This is a genomic window from Acinetobacter sp. ANC 3882 (genome assembly GCF_022549545.1).
Taxonomy (GTDB): domain Bacteria; phylum Pseudomonadota; class Gammaproteobacteria; order Pseudomonadales; family Moraxellaceae; genus Acinetobacter.
Genome location: NZ_JAKZGB010000001.1, coordinates 505,399 through 527,160 on the forward strand (window position 1 = coordinate 505,399; position 21,762 = coordinate 527,160).

General features: G+C 40.4%; 20 protein-coding genes. 14 read left to right on the top strand and 6 right to left on the bottom strand.

Annotated features, from left to right (window positions below):
• Positions 1-60: 60 nt before the first annotated feature.
• The 5 genes from MMO42_RS02580 to accC all read left to right on the top strand — a co-directional run bounded on the left by MMO42_RS02580 (position 61) and on the right by accC (position 4,694).
• Positions 61-651 (top strand): ANTAR domain-containing protein, encoded by a 591-nt coding sequence (locus tag MMO42_RS02580; protein WP_004807526.1) that lies wholly within the window; start codon positions 61-63, stop codon positions 649-651.
• Entirely contained in the window at positions 652-1,686 is a 1,035-nt protein-coding gene (locus tag MMO42_RS02585; protein ID WP_241319138.1) for an ABC transporter substrate-binding protein, read from the top strand.
• Positions 1,687-2,413: 727 nt separating this feature from the next.
• Positions 2,414-2,863 carry a type II 3-dehydroquinate dehydratase gene (gene aroQ, locus MMO42_RS02590; RefSeq protein ID WP_005293604.1) on the top strand — a complete coding sequence of 150 codons (450 nt, stop codon included), beginning with the start codon at positions 2,414-2,416 and terminating at the stop codon, positions 2,861-2,863.
• Between the two features lie 26 nt (positions 2,864-2,889).
• Positions 2,890-3,312, top strand: coding sequence for an acetyl-CoA carboxylase biotin carboxyl carrier protein (gene accB / locus MMO42_RS02595; RefSeq protein ID WP_005293600.1), 423 nt, complete (start codon positions 2,890-2,892; stop codon positions 3,310-3,312).
• A gap of 17 nt (positions 3,313-3,329) precedes the next feature.
• Positions 3,330-4,694 carry an acetyl-CoA carboxylase biotin carboxylase subunit gene (accC, locus tag MMO42_RS02600; RefSeq protein WP_241319139.1) on the top strand — a complete coding sequence of 455 codons (1,365 nt, stop codon included), beginning with the start codon at positions 3,330-3,332 and terminating at the stop codon, positions 4,692-4,694.
• Positions 4,695-4,746: 52 nt separating this feature from the next.
• Here the strand turns inward: accC and MMO42_RS02605 are convergent, their stop codons facing one another.
• Complete coding sequence (locus MMO42_RS02605) at positions 4,747-5,226, bottom strand: hypothetical protein (RefSeq protein WP_004807536.1); 480 nt, start codon at positions 5,224-5,226, stop codon at positions 4,747-4,749.
• Between the two features lie 203 nt (positions 5,227-5,429).
• Between MMO42_RS02605 and MMO42_RS02610 the strand changes: the two genes are divergently transcribed.
• A complete protein-coding gene (locus MMO42_RS02610) occupies positions 5,430-6,920 on the top strand; it encodes an amidase family protein (protein WP_241319141.1) in 1,491 nt (496 codons plus the stop codon).
• Between the two features lies 1 nt (position 6,921).
• Here the strand turns inward: MMO42_RS02610 and MMO42_RS02615 are convergent, their stop codons facing one another.
• From MMO42_RS02615 to MMO42_RS02625, 3 genes are all read right to left on the bottom strand, one after another.
• Positions 6,922-8,091: an MFS transporter gene (locus MMO42_RS02615; RefSeq protein ID WP_241319143.1), complete on the bottom strand. Its 1,170-nt coding sequence runs from the start codon at positions 8,089-8,091 to the stop codon at positions 6,922-6,924.
• Between the two features lie 326 nt (positions 8,092-8,417).
• Positions 8,418-8,885, bottom strand: coding sequence for an NUDIX domain-containing protein (locus tag MMO42_RS02620; protein WP_241319145.1), 468 nt, complete (start codon positions 8,883-8,885; stop codon positions 8,418-8,420).
• Positions 8,886-9,112: 227 nt separating this feature from the next.
• Positions 9,113-10,501 carry an amino acid permease gene (locus tag MMO42_RS02625; protein WP_241319147.1) on the bottom strand — a complete coding sequence of 463 codons (1,389 nt, stop codon included), beginning with the start codon at positions 10,499-10,501 and terminating at the stop codon, positions 9,113-9,115.
• A gap of 355 nt (positions 10,502-10,856) precedes the next feature.
• Between MMO42_RS02625 and fahA the strand changes: the two genes are divergently transcribed.
• The 4 genes from fahA (at position 10,857) to MMO42_RS02645 (ending at position 14,412) form a co-directional block, all read left to right on the top strand.
• Positions 10,857-12,161 carry a fumarylacetoacetase gene (gene fahA / locus MMO42_RS02630; protein ID WP_241319149.1) on the top strand — a complete coding sequence of 435 codons (1,305 nt, stop codon included), beginning with the start codon at positions 10,857-10,859 and terminating at the stop codon, positions 12,159-12,161.
• Positions 12,148-12,780 (top strand): maleylacetoacetate isomerase, encoded by a 633-nt coding sequence (gene maiA, locus MMO42_RS02635; protein WP_241319150.1) that lies wholly within the window; start codon positions 12,148-12,150, stop codon positions 12,778-12,780. The genes fahA and maiA overlap by 14 nt, the downstream gene beginning before the upstream one ends.
• Before the next feature lie 19 nt (positions 12,781-12,799).
• Positions 12,800-13,348, top strand: a complete 549-nt coding sequence (locus MMO42_RS02640; RefSeq protein ID WP_005293578.1) for a VOC family protein — start codon at positions 12,800-12,802, stop codon at positions 13,346-13,348.
• Between the two features lie 284 nt (positions 13,349-13,632).
• Positions 13,633-14,412, top strand: a complete 780-nt coding sequence (locus tag MMO42_RS02645) for an IclR family transcriptional regulator (protein ID WP_241319152.1) — start codon at positions 13,633-13,635, stop codon at positions 14,410-14,412.
• A gap of 67 nt (positions 14,413-14,479) precedes the next feature.
• On the opposite strand, the gene hppD is transcribed toward MMO42_RS02645, so the two are convergent.
• Positions 14,480-15,535: a 4-hydroxyphenylpyruvate dioxygenase gene (gene hppD / locus MMO42_RS02650; RefSeq protein WP_241319153.1), complete on the bottom strand. Its 1,056-nt coding sequence runs from the start codon at positions 15,533-15,535 to the stop codon at positions 14,480-14,482.
• 471 nt (positions 15,536-16,006) lie between these two features.
• Between hppD and MMO42_RS02655 the strand changes: the two genes are divergently transcribed.
• The 4 genes from MMO42_RS02655 to MMO42_RS02670 all read left to right on the top strand — a co-directional run bounded on the left by MMO42_RS02655 (position 16,007) and on the right by MMO42_RS02670 (position 20,799).
• Complete coding sequence (locus MMO42_RS02655) at positions 16,007-16,240, top strand: hypothetical protein (RefSeq protein WP_241319154.1); 234 nt, start codon at positions 16,007-16,009, stop codon at positions 16,238-16,240.
• A gap of 429 nt (positions 16,241-16,669) precedes the next feature.
• Entirely contained in the window at positions 16,670-18,061 is a 1,392-nt protein-coding gene (locus MMO42_RS02660; RefSeq protein ID WP_241319155.1) for a GntP family permease, read from the top strand.
• A 41-nt stretch (positions 18,062-18,102) separates the two neighbouring features.
• Positions 18,103-19,266 (top strand): iron-containing alcohol dehydrogenase, encoded by a 1,164-nt coding sequence (locus MMO42_RS02665; RefSeq protein ID WP_241319156.1) that lies wholly within the window; start codon positions 18,103-18,105, stop codon positions 19,264-19,266.
• A gap of 36 nt (positions 19,267-19,302) precedes the next feature.
• The gene (locus tag MMO42_RS02670) at positions 19,303-20,799 is read left to right on the top strand and encodes a CoA-acylating methylmalonate-semialdehyde dehydrogenase (RefSeq protein ID WP_241319158.1); all 1,497 of its coding nucleotides are present in this window, start codon (positions 19,303-19,305) and stop codon (positions 20,797-20,799) included.
• A gap of 43 nt (positions 20,800-20,842) precedes the next feature.
• On the opposite strand, the gene MMO42_RS02675 is transcribed toward MMO42_RS02670, so the two are convergent.
• A complete protein-coding gene (locus MMO42_RS02675; RefSeq protein ID WP_005293560.1) occupies positions 20,843-21,592 on the bottom strand; it encodes an IclR family transcriptional regulator in 750 nt (249 codons plus the stop codon).
• Positions 21,593-21,762 lie beyond the last annotated feature (170 nt).

Below are 21,762 nucleotides of genomic sequence, written 5' to 3' on the forward strand. Positions count from 1 at the left end.
AACAATACGCACAACCGCTAATAGACCTGTGCACAACCCCACCGTTTGACCTATATACTTATGCCGAAACTCAAGATCGCACTTATTGATGACGACCAGGCTCGGGCTGAATACATAAAAACCTGTTTGATTGAACATGACTTTGATGTAGTGGCTTGTTTTACCCTCGATCATCTCAATATTTTTAAACTCGAACACCTTCAAGCAGATGTGATTCTGCTTGATATGGATCACCCACATCGCGATGTGATCGAAAGTTGTGTCAGTAACTTTGACCTACCCACCGTTCTGTTTACCAAGAACACTGACAAAGACATGATTAAACAAGCCATTGATGCAGGCATTACCGCCTATATTGTAGATGGCATTGATCCAAGCCGTCTGCACACGATTTTAGATATTTCGATTGAACAGTATAAAAAGCATAAAAAGCTAGAATGTGACCTCAAAGATGCCAAAACCAAACTGGCAGACCGCAAAGATGTGGAAAAAGCCAAAGTATTGCTGATGCAATTGCATGGCTTAACCGAAGACACCGCCTTTCAATTACTCCGAAAGAATGCGATGAGTCATCGTATGACCATTGGAGAAATGGCGCGGCGTTTACTCGATGCACAACAACTTTTAAATAATCAGCTAAAGGATGAATAGATGAGCCATTTAGTCGAATTAGAAAAAGTAGAGAAAACCGAATTACAACTTGGCTATATTCCTTTACTCGATTGTGTCGCATTACTTTGGGCAAAACAGCGTGGTTTTTTTGAAGATGTCGGTTTAAAGGTGAATTTAGTCAAAGAAGCATCTTGGGCCAGTTTAAGAGATCGCCTGGCTTTTGGCTTACTCGATGCTGCTCATTGTCTGTCTGCTATGTTACCTGCTGCCGCTGTAGGCAGCGATCAAATAGGAATTGCTTTACAGACGCCATTGGTGCTCAGTGAAAATCGCGCCTTTATTAGCTTGAGCCAACAGCTCTGCTATACACTCGATATTCAGAAACAAGATTCTGCGGAAAGTTCAGCCAAGAAACTGACGGATTACATTCACCAGCATCAAAATGTCTCGTTGGCGCATGTGTTTCAACACTCAATTCATCACTATTGTTTAAGAGAATGGCTGGCTTTGGCTGATCCGAAGCTCGCACAATCGATTCAGGTGAAAACATTGCCACCCCCCTATATGGTCGAGGCCTTGAGTAATCATCTGATAGATGGCTTTTGTGTGGGTGAACCCTGGAATACGCAAGCTGAGTTACAGGGTTTAAGTCACATCGTCTGTTCGAGCCAACACATCATTCCTAATGTTGCCGACAAAGTTTTGGCAGTGACTCAAGAATGGGCGCAGCAACACCCACATACATTAGTTGCATTGACCAGTGCCATTATCAAAGCACAACAAGAATTAAGGCAGCTCGAAGACTTTGCGCCCGTATGGCAGCTTCTGATTGAATTTGACGTCATTCAATTCCATTGTTCACCAGACATCCATGTTGAAAAGTACTTTACCATCCAAAATATTATTCGGAATTTTGTACTCAACAGTGCTGAACCCAAAGCCCAAGACTTTGAATGGTTATTTCAACAAATGCATAAATGGAATGCTCTGCAGCTAGAACAAGACACTTATCTGACGCAAGCACAGAATTGTCTGCTGCTCGAAACATATCAAGCCGCTGCAAGCAGCTCATAAAACTGAGGACAAAAAAAAGCTGTCTTTAACGATCAAGACAGCTTTTGAAAGACCCAAAAGGAATTACGCCAATCAAAAGTAATCCCTTCAGTACTCACTATCATATTGAAAGCAGAGATATCTTTTTCGGACATTTTTATGTCATTAACTGCCATACAGAATGCGAAATTTTATCATTTCTGCCAACTATGCAAGCGATCGCAATGTTCAATCTCTAATCATCTTACGTCACAGTAAGCAATGGCTTCGCAATAGCACTGAATGACTCATCCGCATCACAAAATGTTTGATATTCATCATTTAGTCCGATCGACTTAAATAACTTCAAAAATATTTATTTAAACACTGAAAAACAATATGTTAGTATAAAATTTACGTCCTGCCTGAGCTCTTACAAACAGCCTTTATCCTATTCTTTTTTAGGGATTTAAATCGATCTAAAATACGAAAATCTAAGCAGTTTGACTGCTGAGTTACACAAATCCCATGAACGAAATGGGGTAATTCAGTTTAGAATGTTTAAAAATAAAATTACGCTAAATTTTGTCATATTTTAACATTGCCAATTCCTTGCAAAGTTTTCATTATATGCACCATGCTTGGTATGCAAATTTCTTCATTGATTAAAACAAATTATAAAAAAATTGCAGAATTTTATGCCATAATAAGCAAACTTTGCAGACATCTTGCAAAAAACTTTTGCAGATTTAGAATTGGAGCAGGCTGAATGAGCTCAACCATTTTGGTAATTCATGGACCGAATTTGAACTTGCTAGGAAAACGCGAACCAGAGGTATATGGTTATCTGACGCTAGATGATGTTAACCAGCAACTCACCGCTCAAGCCCAACATGCATCACTCACACTAGATACTTTTCAGAGCAATTGGGAAGGTGCGATTGTTGATCGTATCCATCAAGCACAAAATGAGGGTGTGAAATTTATCATTATCAACCCTGCTGCCTTGACCCATACCTCTGTTGCTTTACGCGATGCCCTGCTCGGTGTTGCCATTCCATTTATCGAGGTTCATTTGTCAAATGTTCACGCTCGTGAAGCATTTCGTCATCACTCATATTTATCAGATAAAGCCATTGGCGTAATTTGTGGCTTAGGTGCAAAGGGTTACTCCTTTGCTCTCGATTACGCTATCGAAAAAATTCAATCTTCTAACTAATTTAAACTTTTTAGGAATGCTCACTCATGGATATCCGTAAAATCAAGAAGCTCATCGACTTGATGATTGAATCTGACTTACAAGCGATTGAAGTTAAGGAAGGTGATCAATCCATCTCACTGACTCGTCCGACTCCTGTTTACGCAACGGCTCCAATTGCAGCGGCTTCTGCTGCTTCAGCACCTGCTGCTCCAGCAGCAAAAACACCACGTGGTGCTGTTGAAACTTCACCAATGGTTGGTGTGTTCTATGCAGCACCGAGTCCTGGTGAAGCACCATTTGTCAAAGTCGGTCAAACGGTATCTGCGGGTGAAACGCTGGGTATTATTGAAGCAATGAAAATCATGAACCCGATTGAAGCAACAAAAAGCGGCGTAATTGAAGAAATTCTTGTGAAAAATGGTGAAGTGATCCAATTCGGTCAACCACTTTTCCGCTACCGTGCTTAATCAGTTTGGGGATTCCTATGTTGCAAAAAGTATTAATTGCAAACCGTGGCGAAATCGCTTTACGAATTACTCGGGCTTGTAAAACTCTTGGCATTAAAACTGTTGGTATCTACTCAGATGCTGATAAAGACTTAATGCACTTACGCTTCGTTGATGAAGCAGTGTGTATCGGACCGGGTGCGAGTAGCGAAAGCTATTTAAATATTCCTGCAATTATTACTGCTGCAGAAATTACAGGTGCGGATGCAATCCACCCTGGCTATGGCTTCTTATCCGAGAATGCAGAATTTGCTGAAATTGTAGAAAGTTCTGGTTTTATTTTCATTGGCCCTCGCCCTGAACATATTCGCCTCATGGGGAATAAAGTATCAGCGATTATTGCCATGAAAAAGTCTGGCGTACCAACCGTACCTGGCTGTGACCATGCAGTAACGATTAACAATGCGCTTGCTGAAGCAAAAGAAATCGGCTTCCCATTGATCGTAAAAGCTGCTTCTGGTGGCGGCGGTCGTGGTATGCGTATCGTAGAACGTGTCGATACACTGCTTGAATCTGTTCAGGCAGCACAACGTGATGCTGAAATGTGGTTCGGTGATGATACGGTCTATATGGAACGTTTCTTACAAAAACCGCGCCATGTTGAAGTACAGGTTCTCGGTGATGGTAATGGCCATGCAATCCACCTGTATGATCGTGACTGTTCTTTACAGCGTCGCCACCAAAAAGTTCTCGAAGAGGCACCCGCGCCAAACCTACCAGAACAAGCACGTGCCGATATTTTAGAAGCATGTGTGAATGCATGTAAGTTAATGCAGTATCGTGGTGCAGGTACCTTTGAATTTTTATTTGAAGACGGCGAATTCTTCTTCATTGAAATGAATACACGTGTGCAAGTAGAACATCCTGTCACTGAAATGGTGACTGGGGTTGACATCATTGAACAGCAGCTTCGTATTGCAGCAGGTTTAGGTTTAGAACTTAAGCAGGAGCAAATCGAAATCAAAGGCCATGCCATTGAATGCCGTATCAATGCTGAAGATCCTACGACGTTCTTACCTTCTCCGGGTAAAATTGAAAATTTCTATGCCCCAGGTGGCGCAGGGATTCGTTTAGACTCGCATATTTATCAAGGCTATAACATTCCGCCTTACTATGACTCAATGATTGCAAAATTGATTTCTCATGGTAAAGACCGTGAAACATCTTTGGCTCGTATGCGCCAAGCATTAGATGAAATGATTTTGACGGGAATTAAAACCAATATTCCTTTGCATAAAGATTTGATCTTGCAAGACAAAAATTTCTGCGAACAGGCAATGGATATTCATTACCTTGAAAAACATTTGCTAAAGCAGCTTGAACCACAAGCTGAAAAAGCCTAAATAAAAAAGCCTCTTATTAAATTATAAGAGGCTTTTTTATAATAATTTTCAATTAAGGTAAAACTCGACGCAAGGTCGCGAAACACTTATCACCTTTCTCGCTGGCACAAAAATCAATCGTTGAATCATTGGCCCATTTTACAAAGTATTGAGAAACCTCCCCAGTTTGATCTTGCTTTTGACCTGAACAATCCATTTCATTATTGTCATATTTAATTTGCAAAACCAGTGCCGGCAAGCGTTCTTTATGATCTTCTGATGGCTGATAATCATATAACCCATACGACCATTCTTGACCACTCTTAATCACTACATCACTTGCGCCACGAAAGTTATAGTATTCGACACACTTCTTATTGTTGGGAATTTCCATTCCCCACAGCCCCATGATTTCAGGGCGAGTTGTGACCCGAATCGCATTTGCTTTGGCTATTTGTTGTGGTGTTACTGTTGCTTTGTCATTTACGACCGTCTCTGCCATAGTCCATGTTGAGCAAGCCCATAATAATCCAATAATATAAATATTTTTCATAGATTTAATTAAGTCGTCATCTTAACGGTGCATAGGCTTAAATTAGCATATTTTTTGATAAAAGCATTCATTCATAACCATATAAACACAATATTTTTACCATGTAATTTAATTGCTTGTTTTGATACTTTTTCAGGTATTCTATTTTTCAAATTGTATTTAACTTTTTACTTTATAAAGATTTAGCTTTAGGGATAAAAGCCATGAAATTTTCAGAATACGTACAGTACGATGGTTTAGGGTTAGCTGAGTTAGTCAGAAACAAAGAGGTGCAGCCTTCGGAACTGCTCGAAATCGCATTAGAACGAACTGATAAAGTCAATCCAAAGCTAAATGCCATCATTATCCCAATGTACGAACAAGCGAAACAACGTGCCCAACAGGCTATATCTGGTCCATTTGCGGGTGTTCCATTTTTAGTTAAAGATCTATTTCAGGAATATCAGGGTATCCCCACCTCCTACGGCAGCAATGCACTCAAACAGATCAATTACACGCCTGACTTTAATGCAGAAATTGTCAATCGCTGGGAACAAACGGGTATTGTCACTTTCGGTCGCACCAACACGCCAGAATTCGGAATTAAAGGGATTACTGAGCCTGATGCTTGGGGGGCATGCCATAATCCATGGAATTTAAAACATAACAGCGGTGGGTCTTCAGGTGGTGCTGCTTCGGCAGTTGCAGGCGGACTTGTTCCTATTGCAGGTGCTGGAGATGGTGGTGGATCAATTCGTATCCCCGCTTCCTATTGTGGTTTATTTGGGCTTAAACCCAGTCGCGGACGCACGCCATGGGGGCCACAATTTAGTGAAGCCATGCACGGTGCAGCGATGCAGCATGTCCTTACCAAAACTGTTCGTGATAGCGCGGCCATGCTCGATGCAGTACAAGGCCCAGAACAAACCTCTTTATTTAGAATCGAAGCACCTGAACAAAAGTATCTAGAAGTCATCCAGCAACCGCCGAAAAAACTCAGAATCGCCTTCAGTACTCAATCACCGATCGGGACCAAAATATCTAAAGATACAATTCTAGCGGTGCAACAAACAGCTCAGCTGTTGGCGTCATTAGGTCATATTGTGGTTGAAGACCGTCCGAAAATTGATGGGCTGGAACTTGCAAAAGATTTTGTCATCACATGGTTCAGTCAATTCTCCTATATGCAGGCACAAATCAAGCAAATGGCGGGTGCGACTGATCGAGATTTCGAACTCGATTCAATTGCATTGGCTGCCTTTGGTGCTAAAACCACGGCGACAGAATATATTCATACCCTGAATAATTGGGGGCTGTATAGCACACAGATGAATATTTTCTTTAACCAATATGACCTGTATTTAACACCAACCACTGCCTCAGTCGCACCTAAAAATGGTGAAGTTGCGACACCGGCTTGGCAGAAACCCATCTTAAAAGGTTTGTTAAAACTAGGAAAAGCACATTATTTAGCGCAAGGTAAATTGGTTGAAAAAATGGTACAGGACAATTTAAGTTGGGTGCCTTTTACCCAGCTCGCCAATGTAACGGGTTTACCTGCCATATCAGTGCCGTTGTACTGGAATAAACATGGCATGCCACTCGGTAGTCAATTTATTGCGCCTTTTGGTCGAGAGGATCGCTTGCTGCAACTTGCGGCACAACTGGAACAAGCACAACCTTGGATGCCCCAGTATAAAAATATTCAGCTCTAGTCTAGCGATTGGCTGCTGTTTCCACTTGATTCGGCAGCCATACGACAAGCAATAAACCCAATAACACGGCGATACTGGCGCAGAAGAAAATCATCGCACCTGAAAGCATCTGCCAGTAATGTCCTGCCAATAAACTTCCTGAAGCCACCCCCAGCCCCCACATGGTACTGTACAGTGCTTGTCCCCGACCTTGCTGCTCTGCCGAAAAATTCTGAAAAATGACTTTCATCGCAATCAGATGAAATAGTCCAAAACTAAAAGCATGTAAACATTGCGTCAACAGTTGTCCAATATAGTTTGTCTCTAACACACCCACCAACAACCAACGCAAGCTGGTTAAAAGCAGACAAATAACAACCAATGTCCGCCATGAAAAGCGAGTGAAAAATACTTTTTGCGCGACTGCGAACATCACAATTTCAGCAATGACGCCCATTGCCCACAAGCTACCAATTTGAGTGGTGCTAAATCCAATTTCTTTTAGGAAGTTGCTATAGAAACTGTAAAAGGGTGCCAACGAAAACAATAAAATAAATTCAATGGTAAAGAATGCCGCTACAGTTGGCTTCTTTAGAACTGGCCATAAAGGTTCTAATTTTTTCTGTGAACTCGGTGCATGCTCAGGTTCTTTAATACTAAATGACCAAAGAAATGCAAGGAATGAAATTGCCAAAAGTAAAATGGGCAACATTGAAATTGGAACAACTTCCAATAATGCCCCAATTACAAATACACCAACAATAAAACCAACGGATCCCCACTTACGCACTTTGCCATAGAGTTCTGCACGTTTTTCGCCAAGCCAAAATAAAGTTACCCCTTCAAATTGCGCCAGAATTGCATTTTGGAAGAAGCTAAAAATCAGCATCAGCAAGGCCACGGATTGAAAGCTATTTGGAATCACAAAAATGGCAAACCAAATACAGGCTTCCATCCACGTGGCAATGCGGACCAAAAGCATTCGTTTACCAGACTTATCGGCAATCCAGCCCCAAATCAATGGGGCAAAAAAACGGGTGATAATCGCAATTGAGGAAAGAATGCCGATTTCTTGGTAATTAAAACCTTGATCTTGCAGATACAGGTTCCAATACGGCATGAATGTCCCGACTATGGAATAGTAGAAAAAATAGAAACCTGCGAGTCTGGTATTAATGGTCAGTGATTGCATTGATTCATTTTCAGTTGGCGAAACTCAAAATAATGGCTGGGATATTTGCACTGGAACTTTCACCAATGAGCAAACATATAAGCGCTTATTCTTTATGTGGACTTAGATCAAGAGCATCATACATTCAAACCATTCTAAATAATGTATTCAATGAGCCTTCAACTAGATATAGCATCCACAATTCTTTCTAAATGAAGCAAAATCATTCATGCCACTTCTCATCATCAATAAAAAACACCCTCTTCTGAGTGTTCAATATTCCGAAAATGATCAAAGAACTTAGAAATAACTCATTCATGCAGGCAATGTTAAATTAACGTTTATTCTCACAAAATTATCGGATATGCCACCCATGACTCATGAAGTTGCTCTTGTTTCCAAATCCTTAACATCGCTTCAGATGCCGGAAATAAATGCGTAGGTAAATCGGATAAGCTAAACCAGTCCCATCGTTCAAAAATGTCTGGCTCCGTTACAACGATTTGTTGTTTCAGATTATTATTATGCAATTTAAATGACAGTCCTATTGTTGTATTTACGATCCTTGAAGATTGGTCAATCAGGACGATAAACGGCTTCATATTTTGTATTTCTAATTTTAACCCCGTTTCTTCGAATGCCTCTCTAGCGGCTGCCTGCTCAAAAGTTTCCCCTGCTTCAATTTTGCCTCCGGGAAAGCACCATGAAGCTTCTTCACCCGCTTTAATACGTAAACCTAACAAGACATGTTCTGATTGGTCTAATACCATCACGCCAACCCCAACGATCGGTGATAAATTTAAAGTCTCAGTCATAATCTACTGCCTCTAAAATATTTTTATCAGAAAATAAGCGAGTTAGACGCTTCTTAAATAGAAGACTATTCACATAATGATGATTTATTATTGCAGCAGCAATACAGTCTGAATAAAACACATCAAATAAATTTCTCATCCCAAATCACCAGCCTAATCATAAAAACAAAAAAGCTGGAAATGATTCCAGCCTTTTCGGAAATAGATTTGAGGATACTTATTCGAGCTTAAGCATCGGTATTCAACGCCACACTGGGTTGAGCATTTCTTAACTTACGCTGCTTCAAATAATAGGCCAGCATCAAACAGAGAATCCATGCTGGAATCATCATCACGGCGATACGCATATCCGCAGTCAATGACATCACCACCAGAATACTCAGCATAAAAATAATGCATAGATAATTACTAAATGGATAAGCAATACTTGGGAACTTGGTTGTTTGCCCTTGTGCTTGCATGGCTTTACGGAACTTTAAATGGGTCCATGAAATGACCACCCAGTTAATCACGATCGCTGCAACCACCAACATCATCAACAAACCAAATGCTTTCTCAGGGAATACATAGTTCAACAATACGCACAGTACTGTCACAAATGCAGAGACATAGACTGCATTGGTTGGAATACCGCGCTTGTTGATTTTCTTAAGGAACTTCGGTGCATTACCTTGTTGAGCCAAACCCAGTAACATACGGCTGCTGCAATAACTGGTTCCGTTATACACAGACACTGCTGCGGTCAAGATCACAAAGTTCAACATGGTCGCAACGCCTTGGCTATCCAGTGAAGCAAAGACCATAACGAATGGGCTACCACCTTGTGCCATTTGGTTCCAAGGAAACAAAGCGAATAAGATGAAAAGCGTTGCGATATAGAAAATCAAAATACGATAGATAATTTGATTCACTGCTTTTGGCAAGGTTTTATCTGGATCACGTGCTTCAGCTGCAGTGATACCAAATAACTCAATACCACCAAAGGCAAAAATAATCACTGCCATTGCCATCACCAGACCTTCTACACCAAACGGAAAGAATCCACCCAATGCCCAAAGGTTACTGATACCCGCCTGTGGCCCTGCTGTTCCCGTTGCGAGTAAATAGGAACCAAAGCCAATCATGGCCAAGATCGCTAAAATTTTGATGATCGAGAACCAAAACTCCATCTCACCAAAAAACTTTACATGCAAAAGGTTGATACCGTTAATTAAGATAAAAAAGGCCAATGCCGAAACCCATGTTGGGATTTCAGGCCACCAGTATTGAATATATAACCCAATCGCTGTGAGCTCGGCCATACAGACCAGAACATTGAGTACCCAATAGTTCCAACCTGACATGAAACCTGCAAATGAGCCCCAGTATTTGTAAGCAAAATGGCTAAATGAACCACTGACTGGCTCTTGTACCACCATCTCACCTAACTGTCGCATCATTAAAAATGCAATAAGCCCTGCAATCGCATAACCCAAGATGACCGAAGGGCCAGCCAGCTTAATCGATTGTGAGATACCTAGAAACAAACCTGTGCCAATCGCACCACCTAGCGCAATAAGCTGGATGTGCCGATTGCTTAAACCGGGGTTCAGGTTTCCTTGCTCCTGTTTTGACATATGATTATTCTCATCCTTGTCTCGTAATTTTTATGTACAAAATTACGTATATCATAAGTTAATCACAAATGCCTATATCTAATTCGAAAAATAATCAGTTCACTTTTCGAATAACCGCGCATATAAACAGAAAAATCAACAAATAACAAATATTATGAATAATGTAATTAAATTATGTATTGCGTAATTAATTATTTTCAGTATGATAGAAATTAAGACGTAGGAAGTTTTGACTTAAGCAAAGCACATTTGATAGATAAAAAATTAAAGATCATTTTATCTATCAATTACTTAATCAAAATCCCCCTCACAAATTAGATTAGACCAACAGAATTAAAGACAAGGAAAGCGAATCATGGCACATCACTTAACTTCTTTTCTTGAGATTGATGCCCAATCAGATTTCACAATACATAATTTGCCATACGGTATTTTCAGCGAGACCGCACAAGGTGACAAACGTATTGGTGTTGCCATTGGTGATTGGGTACTTGACCTTGCCGCATTAGAGCAAAAAGGTTTATTACAGCTCACGACATCAAACTGTTTTAATCAGCCAACACTGAATAAATTCATCGAAACAGGTAAACAAAATTGGCATACAGTTCGCAACACATTACAAAGCTTACTGTCTACAGAAAATCCAAGCTTACGTGATCATGCCGATTTACGTCAGCAAGTCTTATTCAAACAACAAGACGTGGTTTTACATTTACCGATTCAAGTCCCTGGCTATACCGATTTCTATTCCTCTAAAGAACATGCCACCAATGTAGGTACCATGTTTAGAGATCCGAAGAATGCCCTCCTGCCAAACTGGAGCGAACTTCCTGTTGGTTATAACGGTCGTGCCAGTTCTGTGATTGTCAGTGGGAAGCAGATTGTCCGTCCTTCGGGGCAAATCAAATTGCCGAATGAAGACCGTCCTGTTTTTTCAGCTACACGTAAACTAGATTTCGAATTAGAGACCGCTTTTGTGGTGGGTAAAGCAACTGAATTGGGTGAGCCGATTGCGATTGAAAATGCATGGGATCATATCTTCGGTATGGTGTTATTGAATGACTGGTCAGCACGTGATATTCAACAATGGGAATATGTACCATTGGGTCCTTTCAATGCCAAAACTTTTGCTAGTGCGATTTCCCCATGGGTAGTCACCATGGAAGCCTTGGAACCCTTCAGAGTTACAGGCCCAGAACAACAACCTCAACCACTTGGTTATTTGCAAGAAAAGACTGCAAACAGCTATGACATTCATCTGAGTGTTGAAGTTCAAACACCTCAATCACCTCAAGCAGATGTGATTTGCCAAACCAACTTTAAATATATGTATTGGTCAATGGCACAACAACTGACTCACCACACCATTGCAGGTTGTAATGTTCAAGTCGGTGATTTAATGGGTTCAGGTACCATTTCAGGTCCGACCGAAGACTCTTATGGCAGTTTGCTTGAACTCACGTGGAATACCACCAAACCACTTCATCTTTCAAATGGTGAAACACGTAGCTTCTTGGAAGATGGCGATCGTGTGATCATGAAAGGCTACTGTGAAAAAGATGGTATTCGCGTGGGCTTTGGTGAAGTTGCCAATACCATTTTACCGGCACGTCACTTTAGTTTTAATGAACAAAAGGACGAGCGCTATGAAACTGTATAGTTACTTTCGTAGCTCTGCGGCTTATCGCGTGCGAATCGCTCTCAATCTGAAAGAACTGGCCTATGAAACAGAAGCTGTGCATTTAGTCAAAAATGAGCAGCAACAAGCCAGCTATCGTGCGCTTAATCCGAGTCAGCTTGTTCCAACCTTGATTGACCAAGATCAGCCCTTGCTGCAGTCGCTCAGTATTTTGGAATATCTGGAAGAACGCTATCCAGTAAAACCATTGTTGCCAAAAGACCTGATTGAACGTGCCAAAGTCCGTGCTTTTGCCCAGAGCATTGCCTGCGACATACACCCGCTCAATAACTTGAGAGTGTTGAAGTATCTGCAAAAAGATTTTGCTGTCAGCGATGAGCAAAAAAATACTTGGTATCAGCACTGGATTTTAGAAGGCTTTCACAGTTTAGAAATGCAATTGCGACATTCCAATGGGCAATTCTGTTTTGGTACACAAGCGACTTTTGCGGATTGTTGTTTGATTCCTCAAGTCTATAACGCCAAGCGATTCAAAATTGATTTAAGTGCTTTTCCAAAAATTGAATCGATTTACCAATATTGCTTAACCCTCCCAGCATTTTTAAATGCGACCCCAGAACAACAACCAGATTGGGAATAAAGGAAAAAGGAGTTTTACGATGAGCTTTGCAATTAAAAAAATTCACCACGTGGCCTATCGCTGTAAAGATGCCAAAGAAACCGTGCAATGGTATAAGCAAATGCTGCATATGGATTTTATCTTGGCATTTGCAGAAGACCATGTGCCATCAACCAAAGCCTTTGATCCTTATATGCACTTGTTTTTAGATGCAGGTCAAGGCAATGTCCTAGCTTTCTTTGAATTGCCCACTCAGCCAGACATGGGCCGTGATGAAAATACACCGCAATGGGTACAGCACATTGCCTTTGAAGTTGAAGACTTAGATGCCCTACTGGCAGCAAAAGCACATCTTGAAGCAAATGAGGTTAAGGTATTAGGCGTGACCAATCATGGTATCTTCCATTCGATTTACTTCTTCGATCCAAATGGGCATCGTCTTGAATTGACCTATAACGATGTTCATGCTGAGGCAAAAATTGCGCGGATTACCGAAGAAATGAAACTGGAAATGCTGGATGAATGGAGCCGAACCAAACGTGCCCCACACCATACGCACTTCTTGCATGAAGACGAACTCGGTGCGTAAACCGAATTCAATCCACATGGCATTAGACTTGTAAAATTCTAATGCCTTTTTTTATTGGCTAAAATACAAAGCATTTTGTATATTTTTAAAGCATGGTACGCTCAGCAAAATAAAATGCAATCTCTCTAAAAACAATTGTATGCTTATACAATTCTCCGATTTGATTCATTTAAAAAGATGATTTCTATTTTGTTGAATGCTCAGGCATTATGTGCTGAATATAAATTGTCCATAATTGACAGCAACAAACAATGTGTGAAAAAAGGCAGCTTAAGGGTTATTGAATGATTGAAGAAAAGTTATCTGGTGGGGTTCAATCACTTGAGGTCGGTTTAGCCGTACTCAATGCCCTTTTAGAGCATAACAAGCCGATTATATTAAAAGATTTATCCAGCAAACTCGATATGCATCCGGCCAAAGTACATCGCTATCTGGTCAGCCTGATTCGCATGAACTACGCCAAGCAACTGACTGATGGACAATATGCCTTGGGCGATCAAGCATGGCGCTTAGGCTTAAACTGCATTCAACATACCGACGTATTACAGCTGGTTCAACATCTGATTTACGAACTACAGAATAAAATTGGCTGTGGGATTCAGATCAGCAAATGGTCGCCTAAAGGACCTTTAGTGGTTCAATCAATCGAATCCAACCATCCGATTTCGATCGTCACCAAAGTTGGTTCGATCATGCCCTTGATCAATTCGGCCGCAGGTCGTGTGTTTGCGTCTTATATGCCTGAAGCCATGATCAAGCCACTGATGCTGGCTGAATGGGAAAAAGCAACCCAAAACCATTATCCGATTAAACCTACAGACTGGAATGAGTTTGTAACACTGAAAGAAAAAATCCTGCAACAAGGCATGTCCATTGCGCAAGGTGATTTATTGGTGGGGATCAATGCGGTAGGCTTACCAATTTTTAATGCACATCACTCGATGGAGTTTTGTATTGTTGCTTTGGATAGTGAAATGTTTTTCTCTGTTCAGGAAGGCAGCGAAAAACTTGAGTTATTTAAACGCGAAGTTGCTGCAATCAATCAATATATTCAAACACGTTAAAATGTATAGATGTAATAAAAAGCCAAGAATCGAAATTCTTGGCTTTTTTGTTGTAGATACCACTGAGTTATTTTGCTTCTAACACACCACGGCGGATTTGGTCACGTTCGATGGATTCAAACAATGCCTTGAAGTTACCTTCTCCAAAGCCATCATCATCTTTACGTTGGATAAATTCGAAAAATACTGGACCCAGCATGTTTTCAGAGAAAATCTGTAATAGCAGCTTTTTAGGACCTTGCTTGGTATTACCATCCAACAAAATACCACGCTTTTGCAACTCATCCGTTGGTTCACCGTGATCAGGTAAACGCTCTTTCAACATTTCATAATAAGTTTCTGGTGGTGGGGTCATAAACTTAAGCCCTAAACCTTTCAACTTATCCCAAGTTGAAATCAGATCATCGGTGATAAAGGCAATATGTTGAATCCCTTCACCATTAAAATCTGACAAGAACTCGGCAATCTGACCATTACCTTTGTCAGAATCTTCGTTCAATGGAATACGAATCAAACCGTCTGGTGCAGTCAATGCCTTCGAAGTCAAACCGGTATATTCACCTTTAATATCAAAGTAACGAATTTCTTGGAAATTAAAGATTTTTTCGTAAAAGTTCGCCCAATATTCCATACGTCCTTTATAAACGTTATGGGTCAAGTGGTCGATTTCGTTTAGACCAGTTCCTTTTGGATTACGATCGACATCATCAAAGAAAACAAAATCATTTTCATAAATATCACGATCAACAAGGAAAATTGGCATACCACCAATCCCTTTAATCGCAGGGATATTTAATTCCATCGGTCCAGCTTGTGAATACATTGGCTCTGCGCCAAGCTCAATCGCTTTGGTAAACGCTTTGGCTGCATCACGTGTTCTAAAGCCCATCGCACATGCAGAAGGACCATGCTCTTTAAAGAAGAATGAAGCATAAGATTCAGGCTGATAGTTCAAGATAATATTGATATTACCCTGACGCCATAAATAAACTTTTTTAGATTTATGCTTTGCGACTTTGGTAAAACCGATAGTCTCAAAGATCTGATCTAATCCATTTTCCGTCGAAACAAACTCAATAAAAGCAAAACCACATAGTTCTAATGGGTTATCTAAAATGTCCATCTAGTTTCCCTTATTTAGATAAATTCATCCGTTTTAATTCGATACACAATGTTTATTCTTCAATTGCTTAGCAAGCTGTCATAAGAATTCACATTTGCATGATTGATCAGAAAAGGCGACAGGTGTTTTTATAAGTATGTAAAAGCATCCGTGTTAAAGCCCTTTCCATCCATGAGGCGCCAGATGAAGAAATCTTGGTTCTTGATCTTGGCTCTCAGCTATAAATCCATGCTACAAGAAAGCTTTAATTTATGCAATACATAATTAAATTATGTTATGTGTAATTTTATTACTTATTTGCTCCTGTAAAGGTCGCTATTAAAAAATAAATGGATGCATTGCTAAATCAGACCATGGTCTCAAGCTCATAGAAAATAAGTATTATCAGATCTTAGCGATTGTCTTAAATTCTTAACAAAGTTCGACTAGCTTAAGCAAATGATCTGCAAAGACTTATGAGACAATTTAGAGATGACGCATACTCCGATTTTCGAACAATTAACTCAACTGATTGAAAGTTATCGCCATGAACATGGTGCCAGACCACAGAAAATTTTAATTGGTTATAAAGCCTATTATGACTTGATGGGAAATCCAGATTTTGCAATTGAAGTTACTGACTCTGCTTTAAACCCCAATAAGAGAAAATATAAGAAGATTAAGATTAAAGTCACCAAAGATGACTATCAGCTTGAACTAGAATAATGTGCTCACTACAGAAACGTTTTGACTTATATTCTTTCATAAAGCATAAAAACAACAATTAAAGGTTGTGGAATGAACCATAAATATTGAATTAGACTACCTCAACATGAACGAGTTGATCACTCGCTTTTCTTAGTTTTAAAACTTGTTTCCTCAAAATTTGCTTATAAAAACTTGGTTTGCAATCTCCTTTGCAGCACCAATAGCTCTATGTAATCTAGAACTCTCAAAATAAAAATTAATATTTGATTTTAATTTATTTTCTTAATTTAGCCGTCTCTCATCTCACAAAAATCCACCAATACAAGCGATTGACCTCCGCTTACTTCACTCAAATTGTCACTCTTGACTTCATTTAGATTAAATTATATACATTAATAATGATACGTTTCGTATCATTATACAAAACTACAAAAACAGGTGTATAAAATGGTCGGACTAATTGGAATAGTCTTGTCCTTAATACTGCTGATGTATTTAGCATATAAAGGATTTAGCGTAATCATACTTGCGCCCCTACTAGCACTATTTGCAGTGGTATGGAGCGGTTTAAGCAATGAACTACTTGGGTTCTATTCTCAAGTGTTTATGACAGGTTTAGGCGGTTATATCATCAAATACTTCCCGCTTTTTTTATTAGGCGCAGTATTTGGAAAATTAATGGATGACTCTGGTTCTGCACAAAGCATTGCCAATTTTTTTGTTGAAAAACTTGGTCATCACAGAGCTATGCTATCCATTGTTTTATCTTGTGCAATTTTAACTTACGGAGGTGTTTCACTTTTTGTTGTAGGTTTTGCAGTCTTTCCGATTGCCTCTGCATTATTTCAAGAGCTTGGGATTCCCAAGCGTTTAATCCCTGCGGCAATTATGTTAGGTGCACTCACCTTTACCATGACAGCCTTACCAGGCACACCTGCAATTCAAAATGCAATCCCGATGCCTTTTTTTGATACTGATCTCTATGCTGCACCAGGACTCGGTGTTTTGGCATCGATCTTTATCTTGATAACTGGTATGTGGTGGCTCAATAGACGTGTCAAAAAAGCGGATCTTAAGAGCGAAGGTTATGGAAATCATAACGAGACTCACCTTGAGCAGAATTCAATACATGCTCAACCCAGTCTTGTGATCGCGTTTATTCCTATTTTCATTGTAATTGTGAGCAACTTAGTCCTCACTAAACTCATCTTACCCTCGCTGGACACTGCGTATTTAGCAATGGATCAATTTGGAAATACTTCACTCAATTCAGTGATTGGATTATGGGCAATCATATGTGCATTAGTCTTAGCGTGTTTAAGCATTATTCTGCTGAACTGGAAAACTATCACGGACATCAAAGACTCAATTCAGCAAGGTGTTTCCTCATCATTTTTACCCATTTTTAATACGGCATCAGAAGTTGGTTATGGTTCAGTTATTGCGTCATTGGCTGGTTTTATTATCTTACGAGACTTTCTGGTTGGCATTGCACCGAATAACCCGCTTATTTCAGAAGCAATCGTCATCAATGTCTTGGCAGGGATCACAGGTTCAGCTTCAGGTGGCCTGAGTATCGCGTTAAATACCATGGGAGAAACTTATAAAGAATTAGGCATTCAATATGGCATTTCACTTGAACTCATGCATCGCGTCGCCTCTATGGCTTCTGGTGCACTCGACTCACTTCCCCACAATGGCGCTGTAATTACCATTATTACGCTGTGTGGTTTGACCCATAAACAATCTTATTATGACATGTTCATTGTTGCTGTAATCATTCCCCTGATTGCACTGAGTGGTGTGATTACACTCGGAACAATATTTGGCTCTTTTTAAAAACAATCTATTTGGATTCTAATAAATACGGAGAATTAAAAATGTCTTTTTCAACGCACCTTCCAAGGATTATGGAAATTGGAAAAAATGCACGAGCGAAGCTTCCCATAATTTTAGAAAGCTTAGGTGCAAAAAAACCACTCATTATTACCGATAAAATGATGGTTTCACTTGGGTATATCACGCAAATTCAAGATCTGCTCAAAGCTGAAAATATAGAAAGTGACTATTTTGATGGAACTATACCGGAGCCTACTTCTAGTTCCATTGCGGCAGGTGTAAATCATATTAAAGCCAAGCACTATGATGCCATTATTGCGGTTGGTGGAGGAAGCCCGATTGATAGTGCTAAAGCAATCAGTATCTTGAGTAAGCATGGTGGGGACATATCGGATTATAAGTTCCCTAGACAGGTCAATGAGCTGGGCCTTCCGATTATCGCCATTCCAACAACTGCTGGAACAGGCTCTGAATGTACCCGCTTTACCATCATTACCAATGATAAGACCAATGAGAAAATGCTGTGTGCTGGGCTAGGGTTTCTGCCTATCGCCGCAATAATCGACTATGAACTCACAATGTCACTTCCACCTCGCACAACCGCAGATACAGGCATTGATGCGCTTACGCATGCAATTGAAGCTTATGTCAGTAAGAAAGCCAGCCCATATAGTGATGCGCAAGCACTTGCAGCCATGAAACTTATTGGTCCAAATTTACAGATCGTTTATCACCAACCCAACAATGAACTTGCGCGTGAAAAAATGATGCTTGGTTCTACCTTGGCGGGTATTGCATTTTCCAATGCCTCAGTTGCATTGGTTCATGGTATGAGCCGTCCTATTGGTGCTTTTTTTCATGTTCCGCATGGATTATCCAATGCCATGCTGCTTCCTTTAATCACTGAGTTTTCAATCCAAGCAGCGCCAGAGCGCTATGCAGACTGTGCCAAAGCAATTGGTTGCGCGCATCCTGATGACAATATTGAAATTGCCAATCAAAAGCTAATCAAAACCTTAATTGCCATCAATCAAGATTTGAAAGTTCCCACATTGGCTGAGTTTGGTGTCGACAAACAGTATTTTGACGATGTTGTTCGGACCATGGCCGAGCAAGCACTTGCCTCCGGCTCACCATCAAACAATCCCATCGTCCCCACGATTCAGCAAATGATCAGCCTTTATCAGCAACTTTGGTCAGCATAGAAACTTTAACTTTATATAACGAGAGGATAAATCCACATGGAACTCATTGGACATTTTATTAATGGTGCAGTCAATACAACACATGCACGTACGCAAGCCGTTTACAACCCATCATTAGGTATACAAGCGAAAGAAGTTGCACTCGCCTCTAAAGCAACCGTTGAGGAAGCAATTGCAGCAGCAGAAGCTGCCTTCCCCGAATGGCGAAACACTCCTGTGATTAAACGTGCAAGAGTTATGTTCAAGTTTAAAGAATTACTGGAACAAAATGCCGAAAGGATCTGTCAGCTCATCGGTGAAGAACATGGCAAAATCGTGCACGATGCTGCAGGAGAATTACAACGTGGCATTGAAAATGTTGAATATGCTTGTAGTGCACCTGAGTTTTTAAAAGGTGAATTTAGTAAAAATGTCGGACCTGCAATCGACTCATGGAGTGAGTTTCAACCTTTAGGTGTTGTTGCAGGGATTACCCCGTTTAATTTTCCTGTTATGGTTCCACTTTGGATGTTCCCAATGGCAATCGTATGCGGTAATACTTTTGTACTTAAACCATCTGAGCGCGATCCATCTTCCACCTTATTTATTGCGCAACTTCTCAAAGAAGCAGGACTTCCTGATGGCGTACTGAATGTCGTGAATGGTGATAAAGAAGCAGTTGATACCCTACTTCACGATTCACGAGTTCAAGCGGTGAGTTTTGTTGGCTCAACACCTATCGCAGAATATATCTATAAAACAGCCACGGCTGCCGGTAAGCGTTGTCAGGCGCTTGGTGGAGCAAAAAACCACGCAATCGTCATGCCAGATGCCGATTTAGATAATGTGGTTAGTTCTTTATTAGGTGCTGCATTTGGTTCATCAGGTGAACGCTGTATGGCCCTTTCCGTCGCAGTCGCAGTAGGTGATGAAATTGCCGATCAAATGATCGCGAAATTATCGAAAGAAATCGATCTACTCAAATATGGCCCATACTCAAATAAAGACAATGATTTCGGTCCAGTGATTACAGCACAGCATAAAGCAAAAGTGATCAATTATATTGACAGTGCTGAACAACAAGGCGCGAGTGTAATTGCCGATGGTCGAAATGCTGCTCCTGAAGGTTATGAAAATGGTTTTTATGTCGGTGCAACACTGCTTGATCAAGTTACCCCTAATATGACCAGTTATAAAGAAGAAATCTTTGGTCCTGTACTTCAAGTTATCCGCGTTAAAACCATGCAAGAGGCCATGGACCTGATTGACAATCACGAATACGGAAACGGAACCTGTATCTATACGCGAGATGGAGAAGCTGCACGTTATTTTAGCGATAACATTAAAGTGGGTATGGTAGGAATCAATATCCCGCTTCCTGTCCCTGTTGCTTATCATAGTTTTGGTGGCTGGAAGCGGTCATTATTTGGTGATTTGCATGCCTATGGGCCAGATGGTGCCCGCTTCTATACGCGTCGTAAAACCATTACTCAACGCTGGCCAAGTACCAATGTTCGTGAAGGTGCTGAGTTTTCTATGCCTACACTCAACTAGTTCAATAAAGAGAAAACAGAGTAAGCAATTCGCTTGCTCTGTTTTAGACATCGATCAGTTTATTTAAATCACTCGCCGCCTGACGTAGAAGTGGTTCAAAGGCAACTAGATCTTCAAGCGATTTACGTATTGTAGGCGCATGCACATATAAACATGCCACAATTGTATCTCCTCTTTGAATAGGCACTGAACAGGCGACCATACCGGAGATAAACTCCTCATTATCAGTGCCAAGTTTATCTAAGAAGATTTGATTCAAATTTTCTTCAAGCAAGGCTGGATCGGTAATGGTATTTTTGGTGAGTTGCGTAATGGGTAAATGCTCTAATATATTTTTCCTGCGATTCAACGGCTGAAAACTTAAAAACAGCTTCCCGCTTGAAGTACACCACAATGGCACCGTCGCTCCAACAGGCAAATACACCTGTAAAGGCCAATTCGCTTGGACACGATCGGTATATAGCATTTGGTTTTCACTCAAAATCGCAATCCCACAAGTCTCATTAATCTGATCTGATAGTTTTTGCAGGATAGCCAACCGTTCCATCTTTCGAGGTTCCTGCTCCCATGAACTCATCAAGAGCTTATAGGTTCGATCACCAAGAATATAACCACCATACATATCTGTTTTAACAAATTTTTCTTGCTCTAAAGTTTGTAGTAAACGATGGATACTTGGTTTTGGAATATCTAATGCTACAGAAAGATCTAAGGGAGATGGTGGATGCTTTGCAGTCGAAATAGCTTCAATAATATCTAAAACTCGAGTAATGGATGAACCTTTTTTATTCATTTTTAAGTCCCAATAAATGCATCTAGCCAATCTCTTTGCGAATACAAAAATCTATATTTATGAAAGTTACCAATAGCCACGATAGTAATCGTGTTAGGAACATTGATTCAAGTAAATATTCAATTGTAGGCACCCAAGCTCAGTCTCCAACAAAATCAAATAATGAAGCG

Coding starts and splice junctions, on each gene's coding strand:
- accC (WP_241319139.1), top strand. CDS start 3,330: ATGTTGCAAAAAGTATTAATTGCAAACCGTGGCGAAATCGCTTTACGA.
- MMO42_RS02670 (WP_241319158.1), top strand. CDS start 19,303: ATGGAACTCATTGGACATTTTATTAATGGTGCAGTCAATACAACACAT.
- MMO42_RS02615 (WP_241319143.1), bottom strand. CDS start 8,091: ATGCAATCACTGACCATTAATACCAGACTCGCAGGTTTCTATTTTTTC.
- MMO42_RS02585 (WP_241319138.1), top strand. CDS start 652: ATGAGCCATTTAGTCGAATTAGAAAAAGTAGAGAAAACCGAATTACAA.
- aroQ (WP_005293604.1), top strand. CDS start 2,414: ATGAGCTCAACCATTTTGGTAATTCATGGACCGAATTTGAACTTGCTA.
- MMO42_RS02645 (WP_241319152.1), top strand. CDS start 13,633: ATGATTGAAGAAAAGTTATCTGGTGGGGTTCAATCACTTGAGGTCGGT.
- MMO42_RS02660 (WP_241319155.1), top strand. CDS start 16,670: ATGGTCGGACTAATTGGAATAGTCTTGTCCTTAATACTGCTGATGTAT.
- MMO42_RS02675 (WP_005293560.1), bottom strand. CDS start 21,592: ATGAATAAAAAAGGTTCATCCATTACTCGAGTTTTAGATATTATTGAA.
- hppD (WP_241319153.1), bottom strand. CDS start 15,535: ATGGACATTTTAGATAACCCATTAGAACTATGTGGTTTTGCTTTTATT.
- MMO42_RS02655 (WP_241319154.1), top strand. CDS start 16,007: ATGACGCATACTCCGATTTTCGAACAATTAACTCAACTGATTGAAAGT.
- MMO42_RS02605 (WP_004807536.1), bottom strand. CDS start 5,226: ATGAAAAATATTTATATTATTGGATTATTATGGGCTTGCTCAACATGG.
- MMO42_RS02580 (WP_004807526.1), top strand. CDS start 61: ATGCCGAAACTCAAGATCGCACTTATTGATGACGACCAGGCTCGGGCT.
- fahA (WP_241319149.1), top strand. CDS start 10,857: ATGGCACATCACTTAACTTCTTTTCTTGAGATTGATGCCCAATCAGAT.
- maiA (WP_241319150.1), top strand. CDS start 12,148: ATGAAACTGTATAGTTACTTTCGTAGCTCTGCGGCTTATCGCGTGCGA.
- MMO42_RS02640 (WP_005293578.1), top strand. CDS start 12,800: ATGAGCTTTGCAATTAAAAAAATTCACCACGTGGCCTATCGCTGTAAA.
- accB (WP_005293600.1), top strand. CDS start 2,890: ATGGATATCCGTAAAATCAAGAAGCTCATCGACTTGATGATTGAATCT.
- MMO42_RS02620 (WP_241319145.1), bottom strand. CDS start 8,885: ATGACTGAGACTTTAAATTTATCACCGATCGTTGGGGTTGGCGTGATG.
- MMO42_RS02610 (WP_241319141.1), top strand. CDS start 5,430: ATGAAATTTTCAGAATACGTACAGTACGATGGTTTAGGGTTAGCTGAG.
- MMO42_RS02665 (WP_241319156.1), top strand. CDS start 18,103: ATGTCTTTTTCAACGCACCTTCCAAGGATTATGGAAATTGGAAAAAAT.
- MMO42_RS02625 (WP_241319147.1), bottom strand. CDS start 10,501: ATGTCAAAACAGGAGCAAGGAAACCTGAACCCCGGTTTAAGCAATCGG.